Source organism: Acinetobacter sp. NIPH 1852, from assembly GCF_022549455.1.
GTDB lineage: Bacteria > Pseudomonadota > Gammaproteobacteria > Pseudomonadales > Moraxellaceae > Acinetobacter.
The window spans coordinates 14,700-40,793 of sequence record NZ_JAKZGG010000011.1; the positions used below are offsets into that span (position 1 = coordinate 14,700).

Annotated in this window: 24 protein-coding genes; 11 read left to right on the top strand and 13 right to left on the bottom strand. The window is 43.8% G+C overall.

The window, feature by feature from the left end; all coding sequences use genetic code 11:
• The first annotated feature begins 138 nt into the window (after positions 1-138).
• Complete coding sequence (locus MMO38_RS10195; protein WP_241323460.1) at positions 139-870, top strand: sulfite exporter TauE/SafE family protein; 732 nt, start codon at positions 139-141, stop codon at positions 868-870.
• On the opposite strand, the gene MMO38_RS10200 is transcribed toward MMO38_RS10195, so the two are convergent.
• From MMO38_RS10200 to MMO38_RS10215, 4 genes are all read right to left on the bottom strand, one after another.
• A complete protein-coding gene (locus tag MMO38_RS10200) occupies positions 820-1,776 on the bottom strand; it encodes a LysR family transcriptional regulator (RefSeq protein ID WP_241323461.1) in 957 nt (318 codons plus the stop codon). The genes MMO38_RS10195 and MMO38_RS10200 overlap by 51 nt on opposite strands.
• Positions 1,777-1,890: 114 nt before the next feature.
• Positions 1,891-3,186: a solute carrier family 23 protein gene (locus tag MMO38_RS10205; RefSeq protein ID WP_241323462.1), complete on the bottom strand. Its 1,296-nt coding sequence runs from the start codon at positions 3,184-3,186 to the stop codon at positions 1,891-1,893.
• Positions 3,187-3,497: 311 nt separating this feature from the next.
• Positions 3,498-6,179, bottom strand: a complete 2,682-nt coding sequence (ppc, locus tag MMO38_RS10210) for a phosphoenolpyruvate carboxylase (RefSeq protein WP_241323463.1) — start codon at positions 6,177-6,179, stop codon at positions 3,498-3,500.
• Between the two features lie 164 nt (positions 6,180-6,343).
• Positions 6,344-6,967 (bottom strand): TetR/AcrR family transcriptional regulator, encoded by a 624-nt coding sequence (locus MMO38_RS10215; RefSeq protein WP_241323464.1) that lies wholly within the window; start codon positions 6,965-6,967, stop codon positions 6,344-6,346.
• Between the two features lie 163 nt (positions 6,968-7,130).
• Here MMO38_RS10215 and MMO38_RS10220 point away from each other — a divergent pair, with 163 nt between their 5' ends.
• The 6 genes from MMO38_RS10220 to MMO38_RS10245 all read left to right on the top strand — a co-directional run bounded on the left by MMO38_RS10220 (position 7,131) and on the right by MMO38_RS10245 (position 14,818).
• Positions 7,131-8,231 (top strand): efflux RND transporter periplasmic adaptor subunit, encoded by a 1,101-nt coding sequence (locus MMO38_RS10220; protein ID WP_241323465.1) that lies wholly within the window; start codon positions 7,131-7,133, stop codon positions 8,229-8,231.
• 2 nt (positions 8,232-8,233) lie between these two features.
• Positions 8,234-11,362 carry an efflux RND transporter permease subunit gene (locus MMO38_RS10225; RefSeq protein ID WP_241323466.1) on the top strand — a complete coding sequence of 1,043 codons (3,129 nt, stop codon included), beginning with the start codon at positions 8,234-8,236 and terminating at the stop codon, positions 11,360-11,362.
• 132 nt (positions 11,363-11,494) lie between these two features.
• Positions 11,495-11,872, top strand: coding sequence for a hypothetical protein (locus MMO38_RS10230; protein WP_004673637.1), 378 nt, complete (start codon positions 11,495-11,497; stop codon positions 11,870-11,872).
• Positions 11,873-12,016: 144 nt separating this feature from the next.
• Complete coding sequence (gene dnaJ, locus MMO38_RS10235; RefSeq protein WP_004673636.1) at positions 12,017-13,132, top strand: molecular chaperone DnaJ; 1,116 nt, start codon at positions 12,017-12,019, stop codon at positions 13,130-13,132.
• A gap of 115 nt (positions 13,133-13,247) precedes the next feature.
• Positions 13,248-14,069 carry a 4-hydroxy-tetrahydrodipicolinate reductase gene (gene dapB, locus MMO38_RS10240; protein ID WP_004673634.1) on the top strand — a complete coding sequence of 274 codons (822 nt, stop codon included), beginning with the start codon at positions 13,248-13,250 and terminating at the stop codon, positions 14,067-14,069.
• A gap of 98 nt (positions 14,070-14,167) precedes the next feature.
• Complete coding sequence (locus tag MMO38_RS10245; RefSeq protein WP_241323467.1) at positions 14,168-14,818, top strand: START domain-containing protein; 651 nt, start codon at positions 14,168-14,170, stop codon at positions 14,816-14,818.
• A gap of 41 nt (positions 14,819-14,859) precedes the next feature.
• Here the strand turns inward: MMO38_RS10245 and MMO38_RS10250 are convergent, their stop codons facing one another.
• Positions 14,860-16,047, bottom strand: coding sequence for an MFS transporter (locus tag MMO38_RS10250; protein WP_241323468.1), 1,188 nt, complete (start codon positions 16,045-16,047; stop codon positions 14,860-14,862).
• 181 nt (positions 16,048-16,228) lie between these two features.
• Here MMO38_RS10250 and MMO38_RS10255 point away from each other — a divergent pair, with 181 nt between their 5' ends.
• Positions 16,229-17,131, top strand: a complete 903-nt coding sequence (locus MMO38_RS10255) for a LysR substrate-binding domain-containing protein (RefSeq protein WP_241323469.1) — start codon at positions 16,229-16,231, stop codon at positions 17,129-17,131.
• Here the strand turns inward: MMO38_RS10255 and MMO38_RS10260 are convergent.
• Positions 17,079-17,489 (bottom strand): hypothetical protein, encoded by a 411-nt coding sequence (locus MMO38_RS10260; protein WP_241323470.1) that lies wholly within the window; start codon positions 17,487-17,489, stop codon positions 17,079-17,081. The two genes, MMO38_RS10255 and MMO38_RS10260, sit on opposite strands and share 53 nt — an antisense overlap.
• A gap of 91 nt (positions 17,490-17,580) precedes the next feature.
• On the opposite strand from MMO38_RS10260, the gene MMO38_RS10270 reads away from it, so the two are divergent.
• The gene (locus MMO38_RS10270; protein WP_004673621.1) at positions 17,581-19,008 is read left to right on the top strand and encodes a PLP-dependent aminotransferase family protein; all 1,428 of its coding nucleotides are present in this window, start codon (positions 17,581-17,583) and stop codon (positions 19,006-19,008) included.
• On the opposite strand, the gene MMO38_RS10275 is transcribed toward MMO38_RS10270, so the two are convergent.
• The 7 genes from MMO38_RS10275 to MMO38_RS10305 all read right to left on the bottom strand — a co-directional run bounded on the left by MMO38_RS10275 (position 19,005) and on the right by MMO38_RS10305 (position 24,179).
• Complete coding sequence (locus MMO38_RS10275) at positions 19,005-20,030, bottom strand: NAD(P)-dependent alcohol dehydrogenase (RefSeq protein WP_241323471.1); 1,026 nt, start codon at positions 20,028-20,030, stop codon at positions 19,005-19,007. The two genes, MMO38_RS10270 and MMO38_RS10275, sit on opposite strands and share 4 nt — an antisense overlap.
• 33 nt (positions 20,031-20,063) lie before the next feature.
• On the bottom strand, positions 20,064-20,618 hold the full coding sequence (locus MMO38_RS10280; protein WP_241323472.1) for a DNA-3-methyladenine glycosylase I: 555 nt from the start codon (positions 20,616-20,618) through the stop codon (positions 20,064-20,066).
• A 251-nt stretch (positions 20,619-20,869) separates the two neighbouring features.
• Positions 20,870-21,115 (bottom strand): hypothetical protein, encoded by a 246-nt coding sequence (locus MMO38_RS10285; protein WP_004673616.1) that lies wholly within the window; start codon positions 21,113-21,115, stop codon positions 20,870-20,872.
• Positions 21,116-21,124: 9 nt separating this feature from the next.
• Entirely contained in the window at positions 21,125-21,622 is a 498-nt protein-coding gene (locus MMO38_RS10290) for a M23 family metallopeptidase (RefSeq protein WP_241323526.1), read from the bottom strand.
• A 70-nt stretch (positions 21,623-21,692) separates the two neighbouring features.
• On the bottom strand, positions 21,693-22,742 hold the full coding sequence (gene mutY, locus MMO38_RS10295) for an A/G-specific adenine glycosylase (protein ID WP_241323473.1): 1,050 nt from the start codon (positions 22,740-22,742) through the stop codon (positions 21,693-21,695).
• Positions 22,743-23,108: 366 nt separating this feature from the next.
• Positions 23,109-23,846, bottom strand: a complete 738-nt coding sequence (locus MMO38_RS10300) for a dienelactone hydrolase family protein (protein ID WP_241323474.1) — start codon at positions 23,844-23,846, stop codon at positions 23,109-23,111.
• Positions 23,847-24,020: 174 nt separating this feature from the next.
• The gene (locus tag MMO38_RS10305) at positions 24,021-24,179 is read right to left on the bottom strand and encodes a DUF1328 domain-containing protein (RefSeq protein ID WP_004656956.1); all 159 of its coding nucleotides are present in this window, start codon (positions 24,177-24,179) and stop codon (positions 24,021-24,023) included.
• A gap of 187 nt (positions 24,180-24,366) precedes the next feature.
• On the opposite strand from MMO38_RS10305, the gene MMO38_RS10310 reads away from it, so the two are divergent.
• Together MMO38_RS10310 and MMO38_RS10315 are read left to right on the top strand one after the other, a co-directional pair.
• The gene (locus MMO38_RS10310; protein WP_005194150.1) at positions 24,367-24,819 is read left to right on the top strand and encodes a YcgN family cysteine cluster protein; all 453 of its coding nucleotides are present in this window, start codon (positions 24,367-24,369) and stop codon (positions 24,817-24,819) included.
• A gap of 105 nt (positions 24,820-24,924) precedes the next feature.
• Positions 24,925-26,088, top strand: coding sequence for a PQQ-dependent sugar dehydrogenase (locus MMO38_RS10315; protein WP_241323527.1), 1,164 nt, complete (start codon positions 24,925-24,927; stop codon positions 26,086-26,088).
• Positions 26,089-26,094: the final 6 nt, after the last annotated feature.

Here is a 26,094-nt window from a genome sequence, read left to right on the forward strand (position 1 = left end):
ACAGAGAAAAATTAAGCGTGGAGGAGCTACACTTAAGTATTTGGCCTCAATCTTTAATTGAGCCATGCTCCTAAAAACAAGAATACGCCGTCGCAATGATTTCCGTAGCATAGCCTTATATGAATACGGAGATAGATCATGACCTTTTTGATTATTGTAATGGCAGTATTTGCATTCGCTGGCATGATAAAAGGCATGATCGGTTTAGGTTTGCCTGCGGTGTCGATGGGATTGTTGACCATCGCAATGAGTCCATTTCAGGCGGCCTCACTTTTGATAGTACCCTCTATGGTGACCAATGTTTGGCAGCTTTTTGCTGAAGGTCAGGTCTGGTCATTTATCTGTCGTTTCTGGTCTTTGTTATTGGGCATCATCCTCGGCTCTATTTGGAGCTTTTTGCCCACCCTGAACCAGAGTCAAGGACAGAGCAGTGAGATTTTATTGGGCAGTATGTTGGCAATTTATGGACTCTATGGTTTATGTGCCAAAAAGCTACCTGATCTGGCAGGGCATGAGCGTTGGCTCTCTCCGTTCATTGGTTATATCGGCGGTGCAGTCACCGTCGCGACAGGGGTTATTATTATTCCCATCGTGCCGTATTTGCAGTCTTTACATTTAAAACGTGATGAGCTGGTACAGGCTTTAGGGCTGACCTTTACCGTTTCCACGATTTGTTTGGCGATTTTTTTGCATTATCACCCGACTACAGGTGGGGCTTTAGACTATCGATGGTCTTCGGTGGCATTGGTCGCAGCTTTGATCGGCATGTGGTTCGGAAAAAAAGTGCGTTACCAATTGAACGAGCAAAAATTCCGTCAGTTATTTTTTATCGGTTTGCTGGCATTGGGCAGCTATATGATCGCGCATTAAGATGCTGTGCGAATCCTGTGGTTTATGTACTAAAAGGAATTGTGAAAAGTCTTGATAGCTTTGCGGGAGTTGATCGAAGTCTTGGCTGGCGAGGAGGAGTTTGCGATTTGCCCATGCACCCAAGAGTTGAATCGCTTGAAAATGATAAATACCTTGTAAACGTTGAGCCGCACGTGCAGGCATAATCGCAACACCGACCCCTTTTGCGACCACTTCCGCAATCGCGGCAAAATTTGGTAAACGCAAGCGGTAGTGGATGTTGAAGCCTAACAGTTTGGCTTGAGTCTCAATCGACTGTTGTAGTGAATGGTGTGGCATGAGACCAATAAAGTCATACGCCAAGGCATCGACTAAGTTGAGTTGTGCCTGCTGGGTCAGCACATGCGAATCTGGGCAGATCAGTACTAAGGGATCGCTAGCAAAATCCTGAGTATGTAAATGACGAGTGTCAAAAAAGCTTGAAACCAAGCCTAATCGAGCGATTCCTTTGGTGAGTGCATCTACAATTTCTGAGCTTTCCGCTTCGTGTAAGTCAATATTAATATGTGGATAATGCATCAAATATTGGGGCAGTAAGGCTGGAAGGTATTCACTCTGTGCAGAGGAGTTACACCACAGGATCAAAGACTCTGAGCTTTTCTGACGAAAGCGTTGCATGTCTTGTTCAAGTTTATTTTTTTGTGCGTTGAGTTTTTTGGCATGCTCAACCAAAGCATGACCTGCCGTGGTCAGTTCGACACCTGCATTGTGTCGAATAAATAACGGTGTTTCAAAGTATTGCTCTAGTTTTTTTATCCGTTCACTGGCTGCTTGTAAAGAAATGGCAGCACGATCTGCACCTTGGGTTAGGCTACCTGTTGCCACAATATGAAGAAGCAGTTGTAAATCAAAAAAATCAAAACGCATGAGCTGAACACATTGAAGTGTAAACAGTCATCATACTAAAAATACGGAAAAAAAGGAGATGGTGGATCAAGATCAGCATAAAAAAGGCAGCGGGTGCGCTGCCTTGATTCGGGATTAGTTTTTATCTTTTAAACTAAACAGCAAATTCAATAAAATCGCAGCAAAGGTCGCGGTACCAATACCACCCAAGTTGAAATTTCCAAACAGCAGTTCAAAGTTACCTGCCCCGAGAATGATGGTCACGGAGGCAACGATCAGGTTTTTATTATTGGAAAAATCGACCTTATTTTCGATCCAGATCTTCGCTCCTGCGATGGTAATCAAACCAAATACCACAATCGAAGCACCGGTGAGCACTGCAGTTGGGATGGTACTGATCACCGCACCAAACTTAGGTGAAAGTCCCAAGAAAATCGCAAATACCCCCGCGATCACAAACACGATGGTTGAATACACCCGTGTCACTGCCATTACGCCGATATTTTCGCCGTATGTGGTCATGCCTGGTGCACCAACACTGCCTGATAAGGTCGTGGCAACACCATCAGCCACAAATGCTTTGCCCAAATAAGGCGTCAGGTTTTCACCCGTCATCGCACCAACGGCTTTGATATGCCCGAGATTTTCTGCCACTAAAATGAGGGCAACTGGAGCAATAATCAGCATGGCGTTGAGGTCAAAAGTCGGATTTGAGAAGCTTGGGATACCAAACCAAGGTGCAGCAGCAATTTGCGAGAAATCAATGGCTTTGCCGAGACCTAAACCATTGGTTGCAATGGCATAAATGGCATAGGCCATCAATAAACCAACCAAAAGTAATAACCGCTGTAATAAACCTTTGGTGAAAACGGCGATCAGACCCATACACAGTACGGTGATCAATGCCATCCACATCTCAAAAGGCTGACTTGCCACACTTTTAATGGTAATCGGCGCAAGATTTAAACCAATAATCATCACCACAGCCCCTGTCACCACAGGCGGCATCAATTTTTCGATCCAGCGCGTCCCTGTCAACATGACGGCTAAACCAATCAAGGTATACAGTACCCCACAGGCGATAATACCGCCCAAAGCGACCGATAAATTGGGATTCGCTCCCGAGCCTGTGATATGTCCAGTTGCGGCCGCAACGACGCCAATAAAGGCGAAACTCGAACCCAAATAACTGGGAACACGACCACCTGTCATCAGGAAGAACAGGATGGTACAAATCCCTGACATTAAAATGGCAAGGTTAGGACTAAAGCCCATCAGCAACGGCGCTAGTACCGTCGCACCAAACATGGCAAATGCGTGCTGAACCCCTAACACCGCACTTTGTAAGGGCGGTAAATATTCATTGGTCGCAACAGGGCGATGATCAATCTTGCCCTGATACGGCTGCCATTTTGGGAACCAACTTGACATAAATTAGACTCATAAGGAGATATCAGCGCGTATGATACTCTGTCTTAAATCGTGCTTTCACCTATATTGTTTTAAGAATCTTGGGGCGAACACTTTATCTATTCATATTTTTACCTTTTGGTAAAATACACTTCAAAATAACTTATCGGATTTATTATTTATTTTGGCTAAATTGTTTGAAAAGTTAAGCATCTTATTTTCAAAATAATATTTGAATTTTTTTCAAGAAATTTTATAAAAAATGGCATATTTTGCCAATTGAGCCATCAACAGCAGTGGTCTCTGTTGATGGCGCTGAGGAAAATGACCTATTAGCCCGTGTTGCGCAAGCCCGCAGCGATTCCCGCGATACTGACCATTAAGGCATGATCGACAGGGCTATGTTCGGTTTGATGTTCAGTCAAATATGCACGACGACGTTTCATCAATTCGGCTTGTAATAGATGCAGCGGTAGTAAATAGGGTTTACGCACCTGCATCGATTGATCCAGCACTTCATTATTACTGAGCAGTTTTGATTCACCTCTCAGGCTGAGTAAGGTATCGACTGCATTTTGTAATCGTTGACGTAGTTCAACACCCAATACTTTTAAGTCCTGATCTTGGGTGAGGTGTGATTCATAGTACAGTGCAATATCCGCATCGGATTTCGACAAGACCATTTCCAACATATCAATTAAGGTTTGGAAATAAGGCCATTGCTCCAGCATCTCATCCAGTGTGTTTTTATGTTGCTCGTGTACTTGATTAATCGCCGTACCCGTTCCAAGCCATGCAGGTAACATCAAGCGAATCTGTGTCCATGCAAATACCCACGGAATCGCACGTAACGATTCAATCCCACCAGTGACTTTACGTTTCGCTGGACGAGAACCCAGTGGCAACATTTGCAACTCTAGTTCTGGGGTGACGGTACGTAGATAACGGACAAAATTTGGATTTTCACGCACGGTTTGACGATAGACCTGTACTGATAAATCTGTCATTTGATTCATCAAAGCACGCCATTTCTGCTTTGGTTCAGGTGGTGGCAACAAGGTTGCCTCAAGTGTCGCAGCGGTATAAATTTCTAAGTTTTGTAGTGCGATACCTTCCAATCCGAATTTAAATCGAATCATTTCACCTTGTTCAGTGACGCGAATCGCCCCAGAGATTGACCCCGGTGGCTGAGAAAATAAAGCTTGTTGAGTTGGAGCACCACCACGACTGATCGAGCCACCACGACCATGGAATAAGGTCAGTCGCACACCATGTTTTTTCGCAATAGCAGTCAGTTCTTCTTGCGCACGATACTGCGCCCAATTGGCTGACATAAACCCTGCATCTTTGGCAGAATCCGAATAGCCAATCATCACTTCATGTTTGCCTTGGATGTGCTGTTTGTACCAATCCATATTGAATAAGGTATTCATGGTTTTGGCTGCGCCGTCCAAGTCCTTGAGCGTTTCAAATAATGGCACCACCCGTAAGGCTTGTTGAATGCCTGCTTCTTTTTGCAAAAGTAAAACCGCCAGTACATCGCTTGGGTATTCTGCCATTGAAATAATATAGGCACCCAAACTCTCACTCGGCTGTTCTGCTAAGGTGCGCATGGTGGCAAAGACTTCGAGCACATCAGGGTGCTGAATCAGGCTGCCTTCGGGTTCATTCAAAAATTTAGGCAATAATGGTCGTTTGCTTTGTAATTCCTGAATTAAAAAATTCTGCCGTGCTTGTTCGGTCCAAGATTCAAAATTGCCTAAGCCTAAATATTCAGTAATGGCTGAAATCGCTTGGCGATGTCGTCCTGATTCTTGACGAATATCCAGTTTGAGCAGTTCAATCCCAAAACAGTTGACCCGATAGATGAAATCAAGCAATTGCCCATTGGCGATTTCAGCTAGGTTGCTGTCTATCAGCGAGCGATAACACAGCAGTAAAGGCGCGAGTAGCTCCTCTGTGGTTTTGATGATATTACTATCATCTGCCTCTTGACCTTGTAGGCGTTGCGCCAACCAATACCGGGTTGCTTTTAAGCGTTCGCGGGTACTGCGTAAATATTCACGATATGGTTCAGGATGTTCATAACCCAAAGCTTGGCTCAACTCTGCTGAGCAGCTTTGAATCGACAGTTCCCAACGTAGATTTTCAATATCACGCAGATACAAATCAGCCGCCTGCCAACGCGATAACCACAGCACTTCTTGAGTCACTTGATGGGTAACGTTCGGATTGCCATCACGGTCACCCCCCATCCATGAGGCAAAGCGGATCGGTGCAATGGTCATCGGTAAAGACTGTTCGCAATGCTGTTGTGTCAATTCATTCAGTTCACGCACAAATTTTGGTACAGCATTCCATAAGCTCTGCTCAATGGTGGCAAAGCCCCATTTTGCTTCATCCACAGGAGTTGGGCGGTGCTGGCGAATCTCATCAGTTTGCCAAGCGGAACTGACCAGTTGTTTGAGGGTGGCAACGCTGTGTTGGCGTTCTCTTGGTGTTAGCTTCTGTTGATCCAGCTGGGACAAACAATCAGTAATATCATCATATTTTTGAATCAAGGTACGACGGCTGATTTCGGTCGGATGAGCGGTAAGGACCAATTCAATTTTTAAATCACAAATTTGTTGGAACAGTTGTTGTGGACTGATCTTTTTGGCGTTGAATTTTTCAAATAAATGCGAGAGTGGATTTGGATTTGGGGCGTGCTCATCAAACTCAGCCTGACGACGGCTGCGTACTACGTGATATTGTTCAGCGATATTGGCAAAGTTGAGAAAATGAGAAAATGCGCGCGTTAGCGGCAAAATTTCTTCGTCTTTTAAGTTGAGAAACAATTGTTCAAGCTGTTTTTCTGCTTTGATTTGACCATCACGTGCGTCTTTGGCGAGGGTACGAATTTGCTCAACTTGATTAAACAATTCTTGCCCAGCATGTTGCTTTAAGGTTTCGCCAAGCAAATTGCCTAATAAGCGGACATCTTCACGTAATGGAGCAGTAATTTGCTGAACCATGCTATTTCTCCCTCAACCATCGCTTGTTATTGTCTAAAAAATCTTGTGCCGTATATGGCGCATGTCGAAAGTACCAGTGGCATACAACAGCACCACTGACTATTCGACTATAGCGTGATTGAGAGACAATCCAAGTGCAGAATGCAAAGAAATGTGAAAATTCTCTAAATTTTAGCTTGATATTTAAGCAAAAAAAGTGCGATTGCTTGCTGAATGGTCTGATCGATTTCAGTGATTGAGGGTACTGCGTCTAAGCCCAATAAAACTCGATGGTGACGTGTACCTAACATCAGTGACAAGATTAATTCTGTTTGCGCAAGAGGTTCATCTGCTTGAATGAATTGAAGCGCGATGGCTTGCTGAAAGAAATCACACCAGACATTGCACATCCGAGTATGTGAGGCATCAAAAAATTGTTGTGTTAATGGACTCTGCTCAGCAGCAAGTTCAAACAGAACCCGATCAAGTTTCAGTGCTTCAGGTAAATAAATAATACTTAAAGCACGGTGACACATTAAATACAGCGCTTGCTCAAAATTGGTTTCAGCTGTGAGTACAAATTCTTTGGCGCAAATCGATTCTTCGCAGGTTTCCTCAATCGCACAAATAAACAAGTTGGCTTTATCTTGGAAGTGGTTATATACCGTGAGTTTGGTCACTCCAGCTTCTTTGGCGATTTGATTCATATTGGCTGCGTGATAGCCCAATTTTAAAAAAATAGATTTCGCAGCCTGTAATATTTTGGCTCTTTTCTCTAAATCTTTGGGGCGGCCGCTGCTGATTTGCACGTTATGTTCTCTTTTAATTTAATTCAAAATCAAAACACTAGATTTAATTTTTAATTAGTGTACTCATGGGTATATTAATTAAAAATTAAACAATTTATGATGGTTGCTGTCAATAGACTTTATTGTGCCTTAAAAAATCAATTTGAATAAGAGCGAAACAGAGATGAATCTGCTAAATCATGTAATTGTGGGGTTGCTTGTCCTCAGCAGTGTCACTTTATCAGCATGCCAAAAAGAAGTTCCCAAGACGGAGGAAATTCCTTATGTCATGGTGACCCAACCGAGTCGTAATCACACCGATCAAAAAAGCTATGCAGGTGATGTACAGGCAAAACAACAAACAGCATTGGCATTCCGCGTTGGGGGACAGGTAACGGAGCGTTATGTCGATGTGGGTGATCGAGTCAAGGTTGGGCAAGTCTTAGCAAAACTCGATGTAAAAGATGCGCAATTGCAAATGAACGCAGCCAAGGCACAATTGGAAAGTGCACAGGCAGCAGCTAAAATTGCCGCTGAAGAATATCAACGTTATCAGCAACTGTTGCCTGTCAATGCCGTCAGTCGCTCACAATTCGATGCGGTAAAAAATCAACACGAATCTGCACAAGCAAATTTGCAACAAGCACGCTCGAATTACCAAGTTTCCGCCAATCAAACGGGATATAACCAGCTCATTTCTAATAAAAACGGAGTCATTACCGAGCGTCAAATTGAAACGGGACAAGTGGTCGCCGCAGGACAGGCGGCCTATCAGTTGGCGATTGATGGCGAGCGTGAGGTGGTTTTTGGTGTACCAGAACAGGCGGTGAGTGGCATCAAAGTCGGTCAGGCGGTTTGGGTAACTTTATGGTCTCAGCCAGAAGCTCGTTTTGCTGCAAAAGTTCGTGAAGTTTCACCTGCAGCAGCTCAATCACGGACATTTACCGTCAAAGTTTCACTGTTAGAAGGTCAGTCTAGTATTCAGCTTGGACAAAGCGCCCGCGTATTTTTTGTCAGTCAGGACAGCAATGTTTTGAGTGTGCCGTTGTCGAGTGTCACCGCGACAGATCAGCAAGCCTATTTATGGGTGGTCAATGCCAATCAAACATTACGTAAAGTTCCTGTGACTTTAGGTACTTATGGACGTGACAGTGTGCCGATTTTGTCAGGTTTAAAAGCAACCGACTGGGTGGTGGTTGGCGGCGTACATTTGTTGCGGGATCAGCAAAAAATTCACCCGATTGATCGTGAAAATCGCGAAGTTAGCATCAAAGCGGGAGGTTAATCATGAAATTTAACCTTTCGGAATGGGCCTTAAAAAATAAAGGGATTGTGCTGTACTTTATGCTGCTATTGGGCATTGTCGGCGTGATGTCTTATTCCAAGCTGGCGCAAAGTGAAGACCCGCCGTTTACCTTTAAAGTGATGGTGGTACAAACCTTTTGGCCTGGAGCAACCGCCAAAGAAGTCTCAACCTTAGTCACAGACCGTATTGAAAAAGAACTGATGACCACGGGTCAGTATGACCGCATTATGGCCTATTCACGCCCTGGAGAGTCTTTGGTGACTTTCGTGGCGAAGGACAGCTTGCCATCGAGCCAAATTCCTGATGTCTGGTATAACGTGCGCAAGAAGGTCAATGACATTCGCTCAGAACTGCCTAGTGGCGTGCAAGGTCCTTTTTTCAATGATGAGTTCGGTGATACCTTCGGCAATATCTATGTGCTGACAGGCAAAGATTTTGATTATGCCGTCATGAAAGAGTATGCCGACCGTTTGCAACTGCAATTGCAACGGGTCAAGGATGTGAGCAAAGTCAATTTGGTCGGCTTGCAAGATCAACGCATTTGGATTGAACTGTCCAATACCAAAGCCGTACAACTCGGTGTTCCTGTCACTGCGATTCAGGAAGCGATTCAAAAACAAAATGACATGGCCAGTGCAGGTTTCTTTGAAACGGGCACAGATCGTATCCAACTTCGCGTCAGTGGACATTTACACAGCGTCGAAGATTTGAAAAAAATGCCGCTCTTAGTGGGTGATAAAACCATTCAATTGGGCGATGTGGCAGATGTCTACCGCGGTTTCAGCGAACCTGCTCAGCCAAGAATGCGCTTTATGGGCGAAAATGGCATTGGGATTGCGGTCTCGATGCGTAAAGGCGGCGATATTATCGCACTGGGTAAAAACCTAGAAACCGAATTTAACCAGCTACAAAAAAGCCTGCCTTTGGGTATGAAACTGCAAAAAGTGTCAGACCAACCCGTGGCGGTGCAACGCAGTATTCAAGAGTTTTTAAAAGTGTTGGCTGAAGCGGTGATTATCGTTTTATTGGTCAGTTTCTTTTCCTTAGGTTTCCGCACGGGTTTAGTAGTTGCACTATCGATTCCTTTAGTTCTTGCGATGACTTTTGCAGGAATGTCTTTATTTGATGTTGGGTTACATAAGATTTCGCTTGGTGCATTAATTCTTGCATTGGGGCTGTTGGTGGATGATGCCATTATCGCGGTTGAAATGATGGCGATTAAAATGGAGCAGGGCTACAGTCGGCTCAAAGCCGCAGGCTTTGCATGGCAAAGCACAGCTTTTCCAATGCTGACAGGAACACTGATTACCGCAGCAGGTTTCTTACCGATTGCGACAGCGCAATCAGGTACGGGCGAATACACGCGCTCCATTTTCCAAGTGGTGACCATTGCATTGGTGGTGTCATGGATTGCAGCGGTTTTATTTGTGCCCTACTTGGGTGAAAAATTACTGCCCGATTTTAGCAAGCAACAGCAAAAAGCGGCATGGTATCTACGCTTATGGGCGAGATTGCGTAAACAACCTGCACCTGTGGTACAGGCACATGCAGAGCAGCATGATCCATACCAGACCAAGTTTTATCAGTCTTTCCGCCATGTGGTCGAAATCTGTATTACCTATCGTAAGACGGTGATCGCCATTACCGTCGGGATTTTTGTGCTGTCGGTGATGATGTTTAAACTGGTTCCCCAACAATTCTTCCCACCGTCAAACCGTGCGGAAATTTTGGTGGATTTAAAACTGGAAGAGGGCGCATCACTGACGGCAACAGAACAAGCTGTGCAAAAGGTGGAGCAATTTTTATCTAAACAAGATGGGATCGATAATTATGTGGCCTATGTCGGCACAGGGTCACCACGCTTTTATCTCCCTTTAGACCAACAATTACCGCAAGCCAGCTTTGCTCAGTTTGTGGTATTGGCTTCCTCTTTGGATGACCGGGATGAGATTCGCCGTTCTTTAGAGACACAAATTAAAGCTTTATTGCCTCAGGTACGGACGCGTGTTTCTTTATTGGAAAATGGTCCGCCAGTAGGCTATCCATTGCAATACCGTATCTCGGGTGAAGATTTGGGCACAGTACGTCAATGGGCACAGCAGGTTTCTAAAGTTGTGAGTGAAGATCCAAATACCACCAATGTACATTTGGATTGGGGCGAGCCAAGCAAAATCATTGCAATTGAAATTGACCAAGATCGTGCGCGGCAATTGGGCGTTTCTAGTGTTGATTTAGCCAATTTCTTGAATGCTTCGATAACGGGTACAGTCATGAATCAATATCGTGAAAAACGAGAATTGATTGAGATCCGTTTGCGTGGTGATCAAACCGAGCGTGCAGAAGTGGCTTCTTTGGCCAGTTTATCGGTTCCAACCAGCAATGGTACGACTGTGCCATTGGCACAAATCGCGCAAATTGAATCACGTTTTGAAGAAGGTTTAATTTGGCATCGTAACCGCCTGCCAACCATTACGGTACGGGCTGATATTCGAACCCAGTTACAACCTGCAACTGTGGTTCAACAATTGGCTGATCCGATGCAAGCGATACGTGCAGAGTTGCCAAGTGGCTATCTGCTCGAGGTCGGTGGAACGATAGAAGAGTCAGCACGAGGTCAAAGTTCCGTCAACGCGGGTATGCCGTTATTTTTGGCGGTGGTGATGACGCTATTGATGATTCAGTTACGCAGCATGTCTAGAGCAACGATTGTCTTATTAACCGCACCGTTGGGTTTGATCGGGGTAGTGGCTTTTCTATTATTGTTCAACAAACCGTTTGGTTTCGTTGCGATGCTAGGAACGATTGCACTTTCTGGAATGATCATGCGAAATTCGTTGATTTTGATTGATCAAATTGAGCAAGACATACAAGCAGGGCACGCTGCATGGGATGCCATTATTGGCGCGACCATGCGTCGTTTTCGTCCCATCGTCCTCACTGCACTGGCTGCGGTGTTGGCGATGATTCCTTTATCCCGCAGTATTTTCTTTGGTCCAATGGCGGTTGCGATTATGGGCGGATTGATTGTTGCGACTCTACTGACCTTATTTTTCTTACCTGCACTGTACGCAGCGTGGTTTAAGGTCAAGAAAACAGCAGATCTAACATAATTATTTTGTGAATAGAGGTGCGAAATATTGAAAATTTCAATATAGTAGCATCTATATTTAAGACCAAAAAAATAATGGAATTCCATTGCATGGCTGATTTGGCAAAATGTGATGAATGAGGTGATATAGCGCATGGGGCAAGGTAATATTGAGCAGCATCGCCGATACGTGGCGATTTCTTACGTGTTCATGTTTCTTGCATTATTTACAATCGTGTTTGCCGCTTTTGCATATGTATTAGCGCGAAAAGTTGCAGTTGTGGATAATGCTGAGGTATGGATACATGCGCACGCACTTTGGATTATGCGTAATGTGCTGTTATTTATTCTCATGGCCTTATTTGCAGCGCTATGGTTTATCCCACTGTTCTTTGTTGCGTGGGATAGCACGCTCTGGGTCACAGCGACAACGGTCACAGGTGTGGTATTTAGTCTGATTGCATGGTTGTTTTTGTTAAATGCATGGCTAAAAGGTGTTGCTAAGTACTTTAAAAATAAAGCTGTTTTCTAATTTTGTCTTTTTTTTATGGTATTAGACCTTGTAAAAATATCGTACAGCCCCTATTAAGGCTCTGTTGGCTTTTATAAATAAAATGCCAGCAGAGCCTATTTGTTTGTAGAAATTGAATTAATTCCGTGAGGAGCACCGCCAACCATGGCTAAACGTGATTATTATGAGGTTTTAGGCGTTTCGAAAACCGCAGGTGATGATGAGATCAAAAAAGCCTATCGTAAGTTGGCGATGAAGTATCACCCAGACCGTAATCCAGACAACCCTGAAGCTGAAGACAAATTTAAAGAAGCCTCTGAAGCTTATGAAGTGCTTTCCGATAGTGAAAAGCGCAGCATGTATGATCGTGCTGGACATAGCGCTTTCGAAGGTGGTTTCGGCGGCGGTGGCGGTGGTTTCGGCGGATTTAGCGCAGAGGATATTTTTAGCCAGTTTGGCGATATCTTTGGTGGTGCTTTTGGTGGCGGTGGTCGTCAACAACAGCGTCAACGCCGTGGTTCAGACCTTCGCTATGTCATGGAACTCACGCTTGAGGAAGCCGTTAAGGGGATTAAAAAGACCATTACCTTTACTGCGCCAGCCCCTTGTGATGTCTGTGATGGTAAAGGATCTAAAAACCCGAATGATGTAGAAACCTGCCGTACCTGTCACGGTGCAGGTCAAGTGCGTATGCAGCAGGGTTTCTTCTCTGTTCAGCAAACCTGTAGCACCTGTCGTGGTCAAGGTAAAATCATTAAAAATCCGTGTCATGCATGTCATGGTTCAGGTGTTGCTGATCGTCAGCAGACCCTAGAAGTGACCATTCCTGCAGGGGTAGACAATGGTGATCGCGTACGCTTAACGGGTAAAGGTGAAGCCATTCGTGATGGCCAGTCAGGTGATTTGTACGTTGAAGTTGTGGTACGTGAACACGAAATCTTCCAACGTGATGGCGCTGATCTGTATATGGATGTTCCTGTCAGTATCGCGGATGCTGCTTTGGGTAAAGAGCTTGAGATTCCAACCCTTGATGGCCGTGTCAGCCTAAAAATTCCTGAAGGTACGCAAACGGGTAAAATGTTCCGTTTACGCGGCAAAGGTGTTCGTCCAGTGCGCAGCAGTATGCAAGGTGATTTACTGTGCCGTATTGTGATTGAAACGCCTGTGAACTTAACTAGCCGTCAGCGTGAGTTGTTAAAAGAATTACAGATTTCTTTTGATGGTGAAGACAGTACTTCTTCTCCAAAGAAAAAATCATTCTTTGATCGTCTATTTGATTAATCGACATCAACAGAAAAAACCTGCTTCGGCAGGTTTTTTTGTGGGAATTTTTTAGCGGAACGATAGAGTTTTGCTATAGTAGCCACATTGTTTAAATAAAAGACTGGGAAAAATTATGTCAACTTCTCCACGCATAGGAATCTTGGGTGCAGGCGGACGCATGGGGCGTATTCTGATTCAAGCTGTGCAACAAGCAGGCTACCAACTTGCAGCCGCAGTTGAGCGTCCTGAAAGCAGCTTGGTCGGTGCGGATGCAGGCGAGCTTGCAGGTGTGGGTAGCATCGGTGTCAAGGTGGTGGGAAGTTTGAGTGAAGTTTTAAAAGACTGTGATGTGGTGATTGACTTTACCGCACCTGTGGCAACCGAACAGCATCTTAAATTATGTCGTGAAGCTGGCGTTGCGATGGTGATTGGCACTACGGGCATGTCAGATGAACAGAAGGCATTTTTAGACGAATCAGCGACACAAACACCTGTTGTGTACGCAGCCAACTACTCCGTTGGGGTCAATGTTTCAATTAAACTATTGGAATTGGCGGCTCAAGTGTTTGGTGATACGGTCGATATTGAGATTATTGAAGCGCATCATCGCCATAAAGTCGATGCACCTTCAGGTACTGCATTTATGATGGGTGAGGCGATTGCAGATACTTTAGGGCGTAACTTAAAAGAAGTTGCTGTCTATGGTCGTGAAGGCTATACCGGTCCACGTGATCGTCAAACCATTGGTTTTGAAACCATTCGTGGTGGTGATATCGTGGGTGAACATACGGTCATGTTTATTGGTGAAGGTGAGCGTGTTGAAGTGACGCACAAAGCCACCAATCGTATGAACTTTGCTTCTGGTGCTGTGCGTGCTGCTGCATGGGTGGTGGGACGTGAAGCACGTAAATATGACATGAAAGATGTTTTAGGTTTTAACGATATTCAAGTATAAAATTTTACTTTTTTGCACTATAAAAAGAGCTTGTTGAGCTTTGCACTCAAATCAAAGTGAAGCAAGCTCTCGCTATCATTAAAACAATTGAGCATGCCATGAATAAAAAACAGATTGTTCTCGCTGCGCTACTGAGTGTCACCAGCGTAGTTGTAAGTGCGACAGCAGAAACTGCAAAACTTAGCCTACATCGCAATGATATTAAGGTTTGGACCTATCAAACAGAAAATAATCCTGTGTTTCAGTATAAAGCTGAAACCACGTTTGATGTACCGCTAGAGCGTGCGGTGGCAGTGGTACTGGATGTGGAGCGCACACCGAAATGGGTACCTTATGTCGGTAAAGCACAACTGTTGTCTCGTGACGAGAAAAAAGGTGAATTTATTCTGTACATGGTGCTGGATTTTCCCTTTCCGCTCAAAGACCGTGATGTGGTGATTAAAGGTAAAATGAGTAAAAATGCGGATGGTAGCATTAGTATTAAGAATCAAGCGATTAAGTATGATTATCCTGAACAGCCTGACATTATCCGCTTGAGTCGCTATGAGGGGGATTGGACCTTTCAGAGAGTTGCGGAAAATAAGGTCAAAGTTTCCACCAGTGGTTATGCAGATCCAGCAGGGGCGATTCCGTTGAGTTTTGTCAATATGTTTGTACAGCAACAGCCTTATCAAATGCTGATGAAAATGAAAAAAGAAGTGCATCACCCATTATATAAACAACCGAAATTACCTGATTTGTTGAAATAAAAAATGCCTGATTTATGATTTAAATCAGGCATTTTTTTAATTTAAGCTTGAGGGCATTGTTGATATTGGGCGTTGTGTTTGCGTGAGAGTTTGATTTGAATGAACACCAAGATTAAACCAATGCCTGCTAATACCGCACCGATCATGGAAACCGCTGCGTAGTTTAAACCGAGACTGAGTACCATCCCACCTGCGGCCGCACCAATGGCATTGCCCAGATTAAATGCGCCAATATTGACTGAAGATGCGAGTCCTGATGCTTCATGGGCAACGGACATCACCCGCATTTGTAAGGGTGGAACAATCGCAAAGGCTGCTGCACCCCAAACCACCAAACCAATCGCAGCACCCAGCTGAGTTTGTGCGAGGATCGGGAAAATGAGCATCAGTACGATCAATAACAGCAAGAAGCCAATTAAGGTCTTATCAATCGATAAATCAGCAAATTTACCACCGAAATGATTACCCACTGAGAAACCAATCCCGATGAGGACCAGCATCATGGTAATAAAGAGTGGTGATGCTTGAGTGAACTCAACTAGACTTGGCGCGATATAGGTATATAGAGTAAACATCGCTGAAGCCCCAAACACGGTTGTGAGCAATGCCAATACCACTGGGAGTCGACTTAGCACGCTGAGTTCCATTTTTATATTGGGTTTTTGTCCAACAGAGCCAACAGGCAGGGCTTTCCAAAGCGATAACATGGTGATAACGCCGAGTACAGAAATCGCAAGGAAAGACATTCGCCAACCGATATTTTGCCCCACCCACGTCGCAAGTGGTACACCTCCGATATTGGCAATGGTCAGTCCCATGAACATGGTTGCAACCGCACTGGCCTGTTTATGTGTTGGAACGACACTGGCGGCAACCACGGAGCCAATGCCGAAGAATGCGCCATGATTCAGACTGGTGATCAGGCGTGCGCCCATGAGGCTCATATAATTCGGAGCAAACGCTGCGATCAGGTTGCCGATGGTAAAGATTGCCATCAATAGAATGAGTGCATTACGACGAGCAAAGCCACCGAACCACAAGGTCATGATCGGCGCACCAAGCATTACGCCCAATGCATAACCTGTAATCAGCATGCCTGCACTGGGGATGGACACCCCCAGATCGTTGGCAATATTGGGCAATAGTCCCATAGGCGAGAACTCGGTCGTCCCAATCGCAAATGCACCAATTGCCAGTGCCAGCAAAGGAAGATTAATGCGACTGCTCATATTATTGATCCCATTCAAATGCAAAATTAAATGTAGAAGTTGGCATCGTGTTCACCTCATCTTATTTTGCTCAATTGAGCGTATTTAGTTTATAGGTGCAATTCTGCGATGATTATTGTTGCTAAAAAATACAGGAATTTGCAAAATATAGTTGATTAATTATCAATAATTGAGCGTTGCAATGAAATCAACAATAGAGGAATTGGTTGCTTTTATTAGTATTGTGGACACGGGTTCTTTTATTGCCGCCGCAGAAAAATTAGGGCAGACCTCATCTGGGCTGAGTCGTTCGTTAAGCCGTTTAGAAACAAAACTAGAAGTGACTTTAGTCGAGCGAACCACACGTAAATTAAAACTTACCCAAGAAGGACAACAGTTTCTTAATCATGCCCGTAAAATTCTCAATGACTTAAATGCCGCGGAAGAAGCCTTACAAAAATCAGATCAGGCGACCTCTGGTTTGATACGGATTGATTCGGCGATGCCTTTTATCTTGCATGTGATTGCACCCTTAGTGCAGGGTTTTAGACAGCGTTATCCCAATATTGAAATAGAACTAAACAGCAATGATTTGGTCATTGATCTACTTGAACATAAAGCCGATGTGGCATTCCGTTTCGGTGAACTCCATGATTCAAGTCTACATGCCAAACTGGTGTGTAAAAGTCGAGTCTATATTGTTGCTAGCCCTGAGTATCTAAAACGTAAAGGCAGACCAGATCAGCCAAAACAACTATCCGATCATGATCTCATCGGCTTTACTCGTCCTGCCTATATCAATACATGGCCGATTAAAGTGGATAATGCGTATTTCTTGGCGCAAGCTCAAATGAAGGCATCTAGCGGGGAGACCGTGCGACAATTATGCTTGCGTGGGCAGGGAATCGCACGGCTATCAGAATATGAGATATGGAAAGACCTAAAAGTAGGTCGTTTAGAAGCGCTATTTGAGGATCAAATTGAGCATTCATACCAAAGCATCCATGCAGTTTATTATCAACAAGAACATTTGCCGAAGCGAGTCCGTTTATTTATTGAGTTTTTGACTGAGCAATTAAGTCAGGGCTTTTCGGTTTGCCAATAGCCTCATTCTGAAGTTGTACATTCAAGACTGTAACTAATACACCTTTGGCTTGGATGACTGAAACCATGATCTGCTGATTCTTTAAAGTACATTCAAGTTCAATGGTAGGCAAATATACACCCGACAAAATCAGCCCATTTTCATTAGGTTTTTTATAGGTCAATTTGAGCGTACTTTGTTGCTCATGGGTCGCGGCTTGTTCGAGTTTCCAAAACTCATAGCTCTGCTGGTTTTGCGTGGTTAAATACCCCTCAGCAAGTCTTTTACAGACCTGTTGCTGTTGATAAGCATTCTGATCGGTAAATTGGCAGCCCGTAAATAGGATGCTACATACTATAAATAAGAGTTTATTTTTCATTGCCTTATCCTCCTGTAGTTGATTTTTATAGCTTAATGGTGTTGTATAAACCAATACAGATACAGAAATTTTTAAAAAAGCAGTACAGAAAATGACTTTTCAATATCAACGCCTTGCAGAACAGCTTGCACACAAAATTTATCAGCATGAATTACAGCCGCAACATAAGTTGAGTTCTTTAAGGGAATTTGCACGTCAACAAAAAGTGAGTTTAAGTACGGCACAACAATGCTATGAACTGTTGGAAGCAAGAGGGTTGATTTATGTGAAAGCAAAATCTGGCTATTTTGTCAGTTCAAGACAATATCAAAGTCCCATTCCAGATAGCCCTCAATTTGAATCAATGGCTCGGCAAGTTTCCAATTTGGATTTGCAGAATCAAATTCAGACTGCCTCAATTCAAAGTCATTTAACCCCATTAGGTGCGATTCAACTTTCTCCGCATTTGATTCCTGTCGATGGTTTGCGCCGTTCTTTGCAACGAGCATTGAAGCATTGTCAGCCTGAAGACTTTTTGTATTGCAATAAACAGGGGCATGAGCAATTACGTCAGGCACTCTCTGACCACTGGCGTGAGGATGGGGTGTACATCGCAGCCGACGATATTTTTATTAGCAATGGTTGTTTGCCTGCGATTTCTTTACTGATTCAACAGATGAGCAAAGAAGGCGATAGCATCATGATTCCAACGCCGACTTTTAATGGTCAGTTGCAGTTGCTTGCAGGGTTGAAACGCAAAATTATCGAAATTCCTGCGGATCATCGAGGTATTGACTTAGAGCGCTTAGAATTCTTTATGCGGCAGGGCAGTGCCAAGCTATGTTTGTTGACTGCCAATTTTCAAAATCCACTGGGCTATTGTTTAAGTAATCAACAGAAACAGCGGATTGCTGAGCTGGCTGAGCAGTATCAATGTTTTATTCTGGAAGATGATATTTATGCCGAATGTAGTTATCAAAAAGAACGTCCATTACCGATTCGGCACTGGGATCGAAAAGGCTACGTGATTTTGTGTGGTTCGGTGTCGAAATCCCTATCCAGTGCCTACCGTGTCGGCTGGTTTTGCTTGGGGCAACAACTTGAGCATCTACGCCCTCAATTTTTGGCGAATAATATTGGGGTGAATACACCTTTACAGCTTGGGTTGGCAGATTTTATTTATAGTCGTGCTTATCGCGAGCATTTAGATCAGTTGAGACCTAGGTTGATGCAGCAGGTGGAACAGTATCGTGCCTGTATTCTAGAGACCTTTCAAGGCATTCCAATTGCATTAAGCCAATCTCTAGGCGGTTATGCTTTGTGGATGCAATTGCCAACTACGATTACAGGTTTGGAGCTGTATTATTTGGCGCAAAGCAAGGGCATTAATATTGTACCTGGAGAGGTATTTGGTGAAGATCAGCGCTATCAACATTATCTACGCTTAAATGCAGGGCATGCCTTTACAGAAGAAATCCGCCAAGCGATTCAACAGTTGGCGGATTGGGTTAGACAGAGTTTGAAGCCAGCTTTGAGTTAGTCAAAGTCGGCTTTCAGCACGACGCGGTAACGTGCTTGGCCTGAATGAAGTCGCTCAATGGCGTCATTGAGTTGAGACATTGGGAATAACTCAATTTGCGGTGCAATCTGTTTACGTGCTGCGAACTGTAGTAGTTGACGCAGTGCCAAAGGAGAACCTGTTGGAGAAGAGGTGACTGATTTGGCCCCGTTCATGAGCGTTCCAACGGAAACAGGAATCGGTTCTAAAGTTACCCCCAAGAAATGCAGGCAGCCATTCGGTGCAAGTGTATTGAGATAGGCTTGCCAATTCAGCGTCACATTTACCGTACTAAGCAATAAATCAAATTTACCACGTTGGGCTTTGATCGCTTGCGCATCACGGCTATTGACCACATGGTCTGCGCCCATGGCTTTGAGTTCTTCGGTTTTATCAGGATTGGAGCTAAATGCAGTAATTTCACAGCCCCACGCTTTGAGTAATTTAATCGCGATATGACCTAAGCCACCGATACCAATCACCCCAACATGATGTGTCGCCTGAATCTTATGTTTGAGTAGAGGATCAAAAACCGTAATACCACCACAAAGTAATGGTCCTGCACTTTCAGGATCTAAATCGTCAGGAAGAGGGATCACCCATTGCCAACCTGCACGGACTTTCTCAGCAAATCCACCAGCATGTCCCACGATGGTCGCCACGTTTTCACCTGTACATAGCACTTGATTGCCGCCAATACATGGATCACAGGCTTGGCAACTTTCCGCGGTCCAGCCAATGCCGACACGTTGACCAATTTTGAGTCCTTTGGCTTCTGAGCCAAGCGCAACAATGCTGCCAATAATTTCATGTCCTGCAACAGCAGGATAGCTTGTTGAGCGCCAATCATTATTAATCACAGACAGGTCGGAATGGCACAGACCACAGTATTCCACTTTGACTTCGACTTGATGCGCTTGTAATTCACCTGCATCAAATTGGTAAGGAACCAGTTGTTCTCCTGCTTGCATTGCAGCATAAGCACGAATGAGGTTATTGCTCATAGCAACTCCTATTGAAGGAAAATTTGAAAGAAACTATTTAAAATGGCAGTCATTTTCGTGGTCATTGACCATACCTACAGCTTGCATAAAGGCATAGCAGGTGGTTGGGCCTACAAACTTAAAACCACGTTTTTTCAATGTTTTGGAAAGTGTTTGACTGATCTCAGTTTGCGCAGGGGCTTCACGATAATCCGCCACATCATTCTCTAAGATTTGCTGATCAACAAAGCTCCATAACCAAGATGCCACATCATCAACTTCATCTTTGAGTTTGAGCCAAGCAATGGCATTGTCTCGGATCGCTTTGAGTTTGCCCAAATGACGAATTAAACCTGCATCGCTGAGTTTGTTTTCAAGTTGATCATCTGTCAGTGCGGCGATTTCTGTAATCGGAAATTGGAAAAAATGTGAGCGATAGTTTTCACGTTTTTTCAGTACGGTAATCCATGATAAGCCTGCTTGTTGTCCTTCGAGACAGAGCATCTCAAATAAGCGGGCTTCATCATGCTCAGCTTTGCCCCATTCTTCATCATGGTAAGCGATATAGAGTGGATCGTTAGAGCACCAACCACAGCGTTGAGGGGACATGAAACCACTCCTTATTTTTTATGAAATTCGTTTTTGATGGGTTTTTTTAAGAATCTTTGTGATGTCTTGTTGAATCATTATTGGATTCTATCATCAGCCCACATGATCATGCACTTTAGTTGAAATATATTTTAATTTTGTTCAGACATGATCTGAAAAGTAGTCAAAGCTTCGCAAGTTTTTCAGGGTGAGATGTAGCATCCATGCCATCTCTATAATCGTTGTTCGCTGCTCGGTTTTAATCGATTTAATTAAATTTTAAATACCAGCCATTCATCAGCATGTGTATCCCAATAATACAATTCAGCGCTGTCTAAATCCGCAAATTTAAGCCAAAAGTCTTTACCTGTTTTATCTGCAAAGCCCGTACTAATCAATAATGCATCTTCAGTGATTTCCATGATCCAGCCTTGATAACTGGTTCCATTGATGATGATTTTTTGCTGATTTCCAGACTCTGCAAATTCAACCAGCCGTTCGATTAATACTTCTGACATTGCGTGTTCCTAACGTAAATAAGGGTATGGATTGACTGCACCACGTCCTTTGCCATTTAAATAAATGCCATAGTGCAAATGTGGGGCAGTGTGGCGCGCATTGCCCGTGTTGCCGACATAGCCAATAAAGTCACCTTTACGGACATAATCGCCGACATTGAGACCACGTTTATGCCCATTTAAATGTGCGTAATAATGCCATGAGCCTGCTGGTCCACGGATCCAAATCACTTTGCCACCTAAATTATTGTTGCGTAAATCAGCGACCAGCCCATCGGTTGCACTATACACTTTCGTACCACGCTCTGCCATGATATCAATGCCCTCATGGCTACGACCTTGGCTACGCGCAGCACCCCAAGTATCCCGTAATTCACTACGGCTTACTCCTTTAACAGGGATGGGCAAGCGACTGTCTAAACGCATTGTTTGAAGTTTATTCAGTTGGACACTGGGCAATGGTGTTGGTTTTTTTGGGGCAGTGCTACACGCTGAAACAAACACCATGAATACACCAAGAACCGTATAGCGGATTGGATGATGCACATCAACTCCTTGTCATTGGACAGATCATAATTTACTTAATGTCTTCTGCCTTTGGTTTCGCAGTAATCAATTTTTTCATGGCTGTAGGAACACCTTTGGCAATCGCAGCGGCAGGGTTCAACCAGATGCCACCGAGTTCGATACTGAGTTGTTCCTTTTGATCATGTTCCACGTGGAACAGTTTTTCATGCAATAGCCAAGTAAAGTGAGTGAAACTATGGCTTATCTGTACAGATGATACTTGAGCTTGAAGTTTGAAGTGTCGCTCAATCTGTTGTAATTCGGTTGCTTGCTCAATGATTGGTAAGCAATATAAGCCACCCCATAAACCGTGGGATTCACGTTGTTGCCATAACCATTCATCACCTGATTGAATCAGCAGCACATCAGCCGTTTTGACAGGGACAGGCTTTTTGGCTTTTTTAAAAGGAAGCTGTTGTTCTAAGCCTTGTTGATAGGCTTGGCAATGTTGTTGCATCGGACAATATAAACACAATGGTTTCTTCGGTGTGCAAACGGTTGCACCCAAATCCATAATCGCTTGGGTATAGTCATGATTACGCTCGTGGGGACATAGCTGCTCGGCAATGTTCCATAAAGCACGCTCATGCACTGGCTTGGATAAATCATCTTCAATCGCAAAGAACCGTGCTAAAACACGTTTCACATTGCCATCCATAATCACGCCATATTGGCGTAGACCAAGTGACATCAGCGCACCTGCGGTAGATGGCCCAATACCAGGGAGTTCGATCCATTGTTCTAAGGTTTCAGGGAATTTACCTTGTTGACTGACGATCGCTGCGGCTTTGTGTAGGTTACGCGCACGAGCATAGTAGCCCAAACCAGCCCAATAGGGCGCAACGTCATCCCAACTGGCTTGACCAAGGGTTTCAACGGTCGGGAAGCGCTCAATAAAGCGATCGAAATATTGTAGAACGGTTTTGACTTGGGTCTGTTGTAACATGATTTCTGATACCCAAACTTTGTAGGGGTCATCCGCAACTTGCCAAGGTAAATCATGGCGACCGTGTTGATCGTACCAAGTCAGCAGTGCATCGGAAAATGAGAAATCAGGCATGAATCAGAACATTAAAAAGCAGAAGGATAGTATAGCGGAAATAGAACGACGTTCTAATTTAAATTCTCTTAAACATTTGCTGATATAAGCCGAAGCATTTACTTGTGGGTGGGCGGCATGTAATTTTTTCATCAGCCTGCGGCTCGCCTTACTTTTTAAGGATAAAAAGTAAGCAAAAATCCTTTATTGAACTGACATTACATCCTGAGCAATTTTAAAGCAACGCTTTGAAACTAGCGCAAGGCAGCCCAACAGGCGGCATCCATGCCGCCTTTGCACGAGCAACTGTTATCGAGGGTTTAGATATCAAGATGATGTTAACTCGGATTTAAGTTTTGAAAAATCATCTAGCCAATTATTTACCGATTATTTTAAATGTTTATCCAGCAACTCATACATCGCTTCAAGACCTTGACGCTCTGCTTCAGCGTTATAGCCCAAGTCAACATTGTTGGCTTTGGCACGTTCATCAGCGAGTGGATTACTGAAACCATGTTTAGCATCTTCAAAGATGATCACCTCATGATCCACGTGAGCATCATGCATTTCCTGACGGAAACTTGCCACGTCATCTAAAGTTACCATGCTATCGAGTTCACCATGCAGCACTAAGATCTCAGCTTTAACTTGATCTTTCTGTGCTGGCGCTTTAGGACTTAGCACTGCATGGAAGGTTGCGACTGCCTTTACATCTGCGCCAGAACGCGCTAAATCAAGCACAACCTTACCGCCATAACAGAAACCAATAGCGGCTAGTTGTTCAGTATTAACTTCTGGTTGAGCTGCTAATGTCGCTAAACCCGCTTGCGCACGATCGACAATGGTATCGGCATGTTCAAAAGTCTGATTCATCCATTCAGAGGCTTGAGGAACAGCAGTTGTGACTTTTTTATCACCATACATATCGATCGCTAAAGCAGCGTAACCATGCTCAGCAAGTCCACGGGCACGTTGCTCAGTATACTCATTACGGCCCCACCATTCAGGTGCAACAATGACACCTGCAATAGGCGTATCAATCTCTGGGGCTGCAAAATAACCAATCAAACGTTGACCATCGGCAGCGGTGTATTCAATTTCACGTGTGGTAATCGGGAAGCTCATTTTTAAATCCTAATCTGTATTTTTAGAATGTATCGATTAAAGCATAAAATCGGAAAATTGAAGACCTCGCCAAGGTACAAATTTTGAGGTCTTGGGTCGCTAAGAGGAAAATGATGAAGCATAAAAAAAGAAGAATACCGAGATTCTTCTTTTTTATTCATTGTTAATAAATATCTAGACTTTACCTCTAGATAAGAAACCAACGATTGCCAAAATAACAGCAACGACTAGTAAAATAACTGCAAAATCTTTTGATAAGCCCGCAACACCACCGAAACCTAATAAACTGGCGATCAGTGCGATTACTGCAAAAATAATGGCCCAACGGAACATAATGTGTTTCCTCCTAATTTATCGTTATGTTTCCACTATAGCGTGTGTTTTTTGAGCTAAATGTGGTGTTTCTGTGGTTGAAATGTTGAATAGATTAAGAAATGTTAATCGGATAATCTGTTTGAAAACCAAGTTAATGATGGATGAATGCTATAATAAAAAGCTCGCTTAAACTGAAAGCCTTGGTATGTCCATCGAACTTCGTCCAAATTTTTGGAAACAATACACACTTGATCAGCTCACGCATGCTGAGTGGGAAGCATTGTGCGATGGTTGTGGTTTATGTTGTTTGATTAAGCTTGAAGATGAGGAAACGGCTGAGGTTGCTTATACCAAAGTGGCGTGCAAGTTATTGGACTGTACAACAGCCAGTTGTTCTGATTATGCACAGCGTCAGCAGCATGTTCCAGACTGTATTCAGCTCACGCTTGAACAATTACAGACCATCACATGGTTGCCACCAAGTTGTGCTTATCGTCGTTTAAGCGAAGGGAAAAACCTACCTTCATGGCATTATCTCAATACGGGTTCACGACAAAGCGTTATTCGGGCCAAGAAATCAGCAGCAGGACGATGTATTTCAGAAAGTGATGTCGATGAAGAACAGATCGAAGATTATATTGTTCGTTGGGTGCGTTGATCTGAATTGCAAATGGATTCTTTATAAATAAAAACAACACTTTTACAGCAGTTTTCTTCGTCAATCCCCGTACTATTAGAACAAATAAGAGGGAGATATAAAATGATGATGAAGCGAATCGCAACCCCACTTTTATGTGGTGGTTTTATATTTTTACAAGCCTGCGGTGCAAATAATACCAACTCTAAAACGCCAGAGCCGAATGCTGCACAGCAGAGCTCAAAAACAGCAACTCAACAAGCATATCATGTAGAAACCATTGCTCAATTCAACGAACCATGGGCGATGACCACCTTGCCTGACCAACGCATATTGCTTACTGAACGCAAAGGGAAATTAAAAATATTTGACCCGAAAACTAAGCAAAGTCTGGATGTGCAAGGCGTTCCGACGGTGAGTTATGGCGGTCAGGGTGGTTTAGGCGATGTTGTTTTACATCCAAAATTTCAACAAAACCATTGGATCTATTTGAGTTACGCGACCAAAGGGCAAGGTGGCTATGGCGCTGTGATTTCACGAGCGAAACTCGATTTATCAAATCCAGAACAACCGAAACTTACGGATGTAAAAACAATATGGCAACAAGTGCCTAAAGTCTCAGGACAGGGACATTATGGTCATCGCATGCTATTTGGTTCTGATGGCAAGTTGTGGGTCAGTTCAGGAGAACGACAAAAATTTGATCCAGCGCAGGATATGAAAAGTAATCTGGGGAAAGTTTTACGGTTAAATGATGATGGAACAGCAGTGGCAGATAATCCATTTAGCCAACAAGGAGGCGTGACTGCGGAAATATGGTCCCTTGGGCACCGTAACCCACTCGGCATGGCATTTGATACGAAACAACAGCTCTGGGTGGTCGAAATGGGGCCTGAAGGCGGCGATGAATTGAACCTCATTGTTAAGGGTGAAAATTACGGTTATCCAATTGTCTCGAATGGAGACCACTATTCAGGTTTGAAGATTCCAGATCATCAAACTCGCCCAGAATTTAAAGCACCTGAAATTGATTGGACACCTGTTATTTCACCTTCAAGTATGATCATTTATACAGGCAAAGCGTTTCCTTTATGGCAGCAAAAGGCCTTAATCGGTGGTTTGTCCTCTAAAGCCATTGTGGTGGTGGATTTAAATACTCGACCTGTAAAAGAAGTTCAGCGACTGGATATGAAACAACGTACTCGAGGCTTGCAACAAGCTCAAGATGGCTCGATTTGGGTGATCGAAGATGGTCCGCAAGCCAAGTTACTCAAACTCAGTGCCAATTAAATTTTA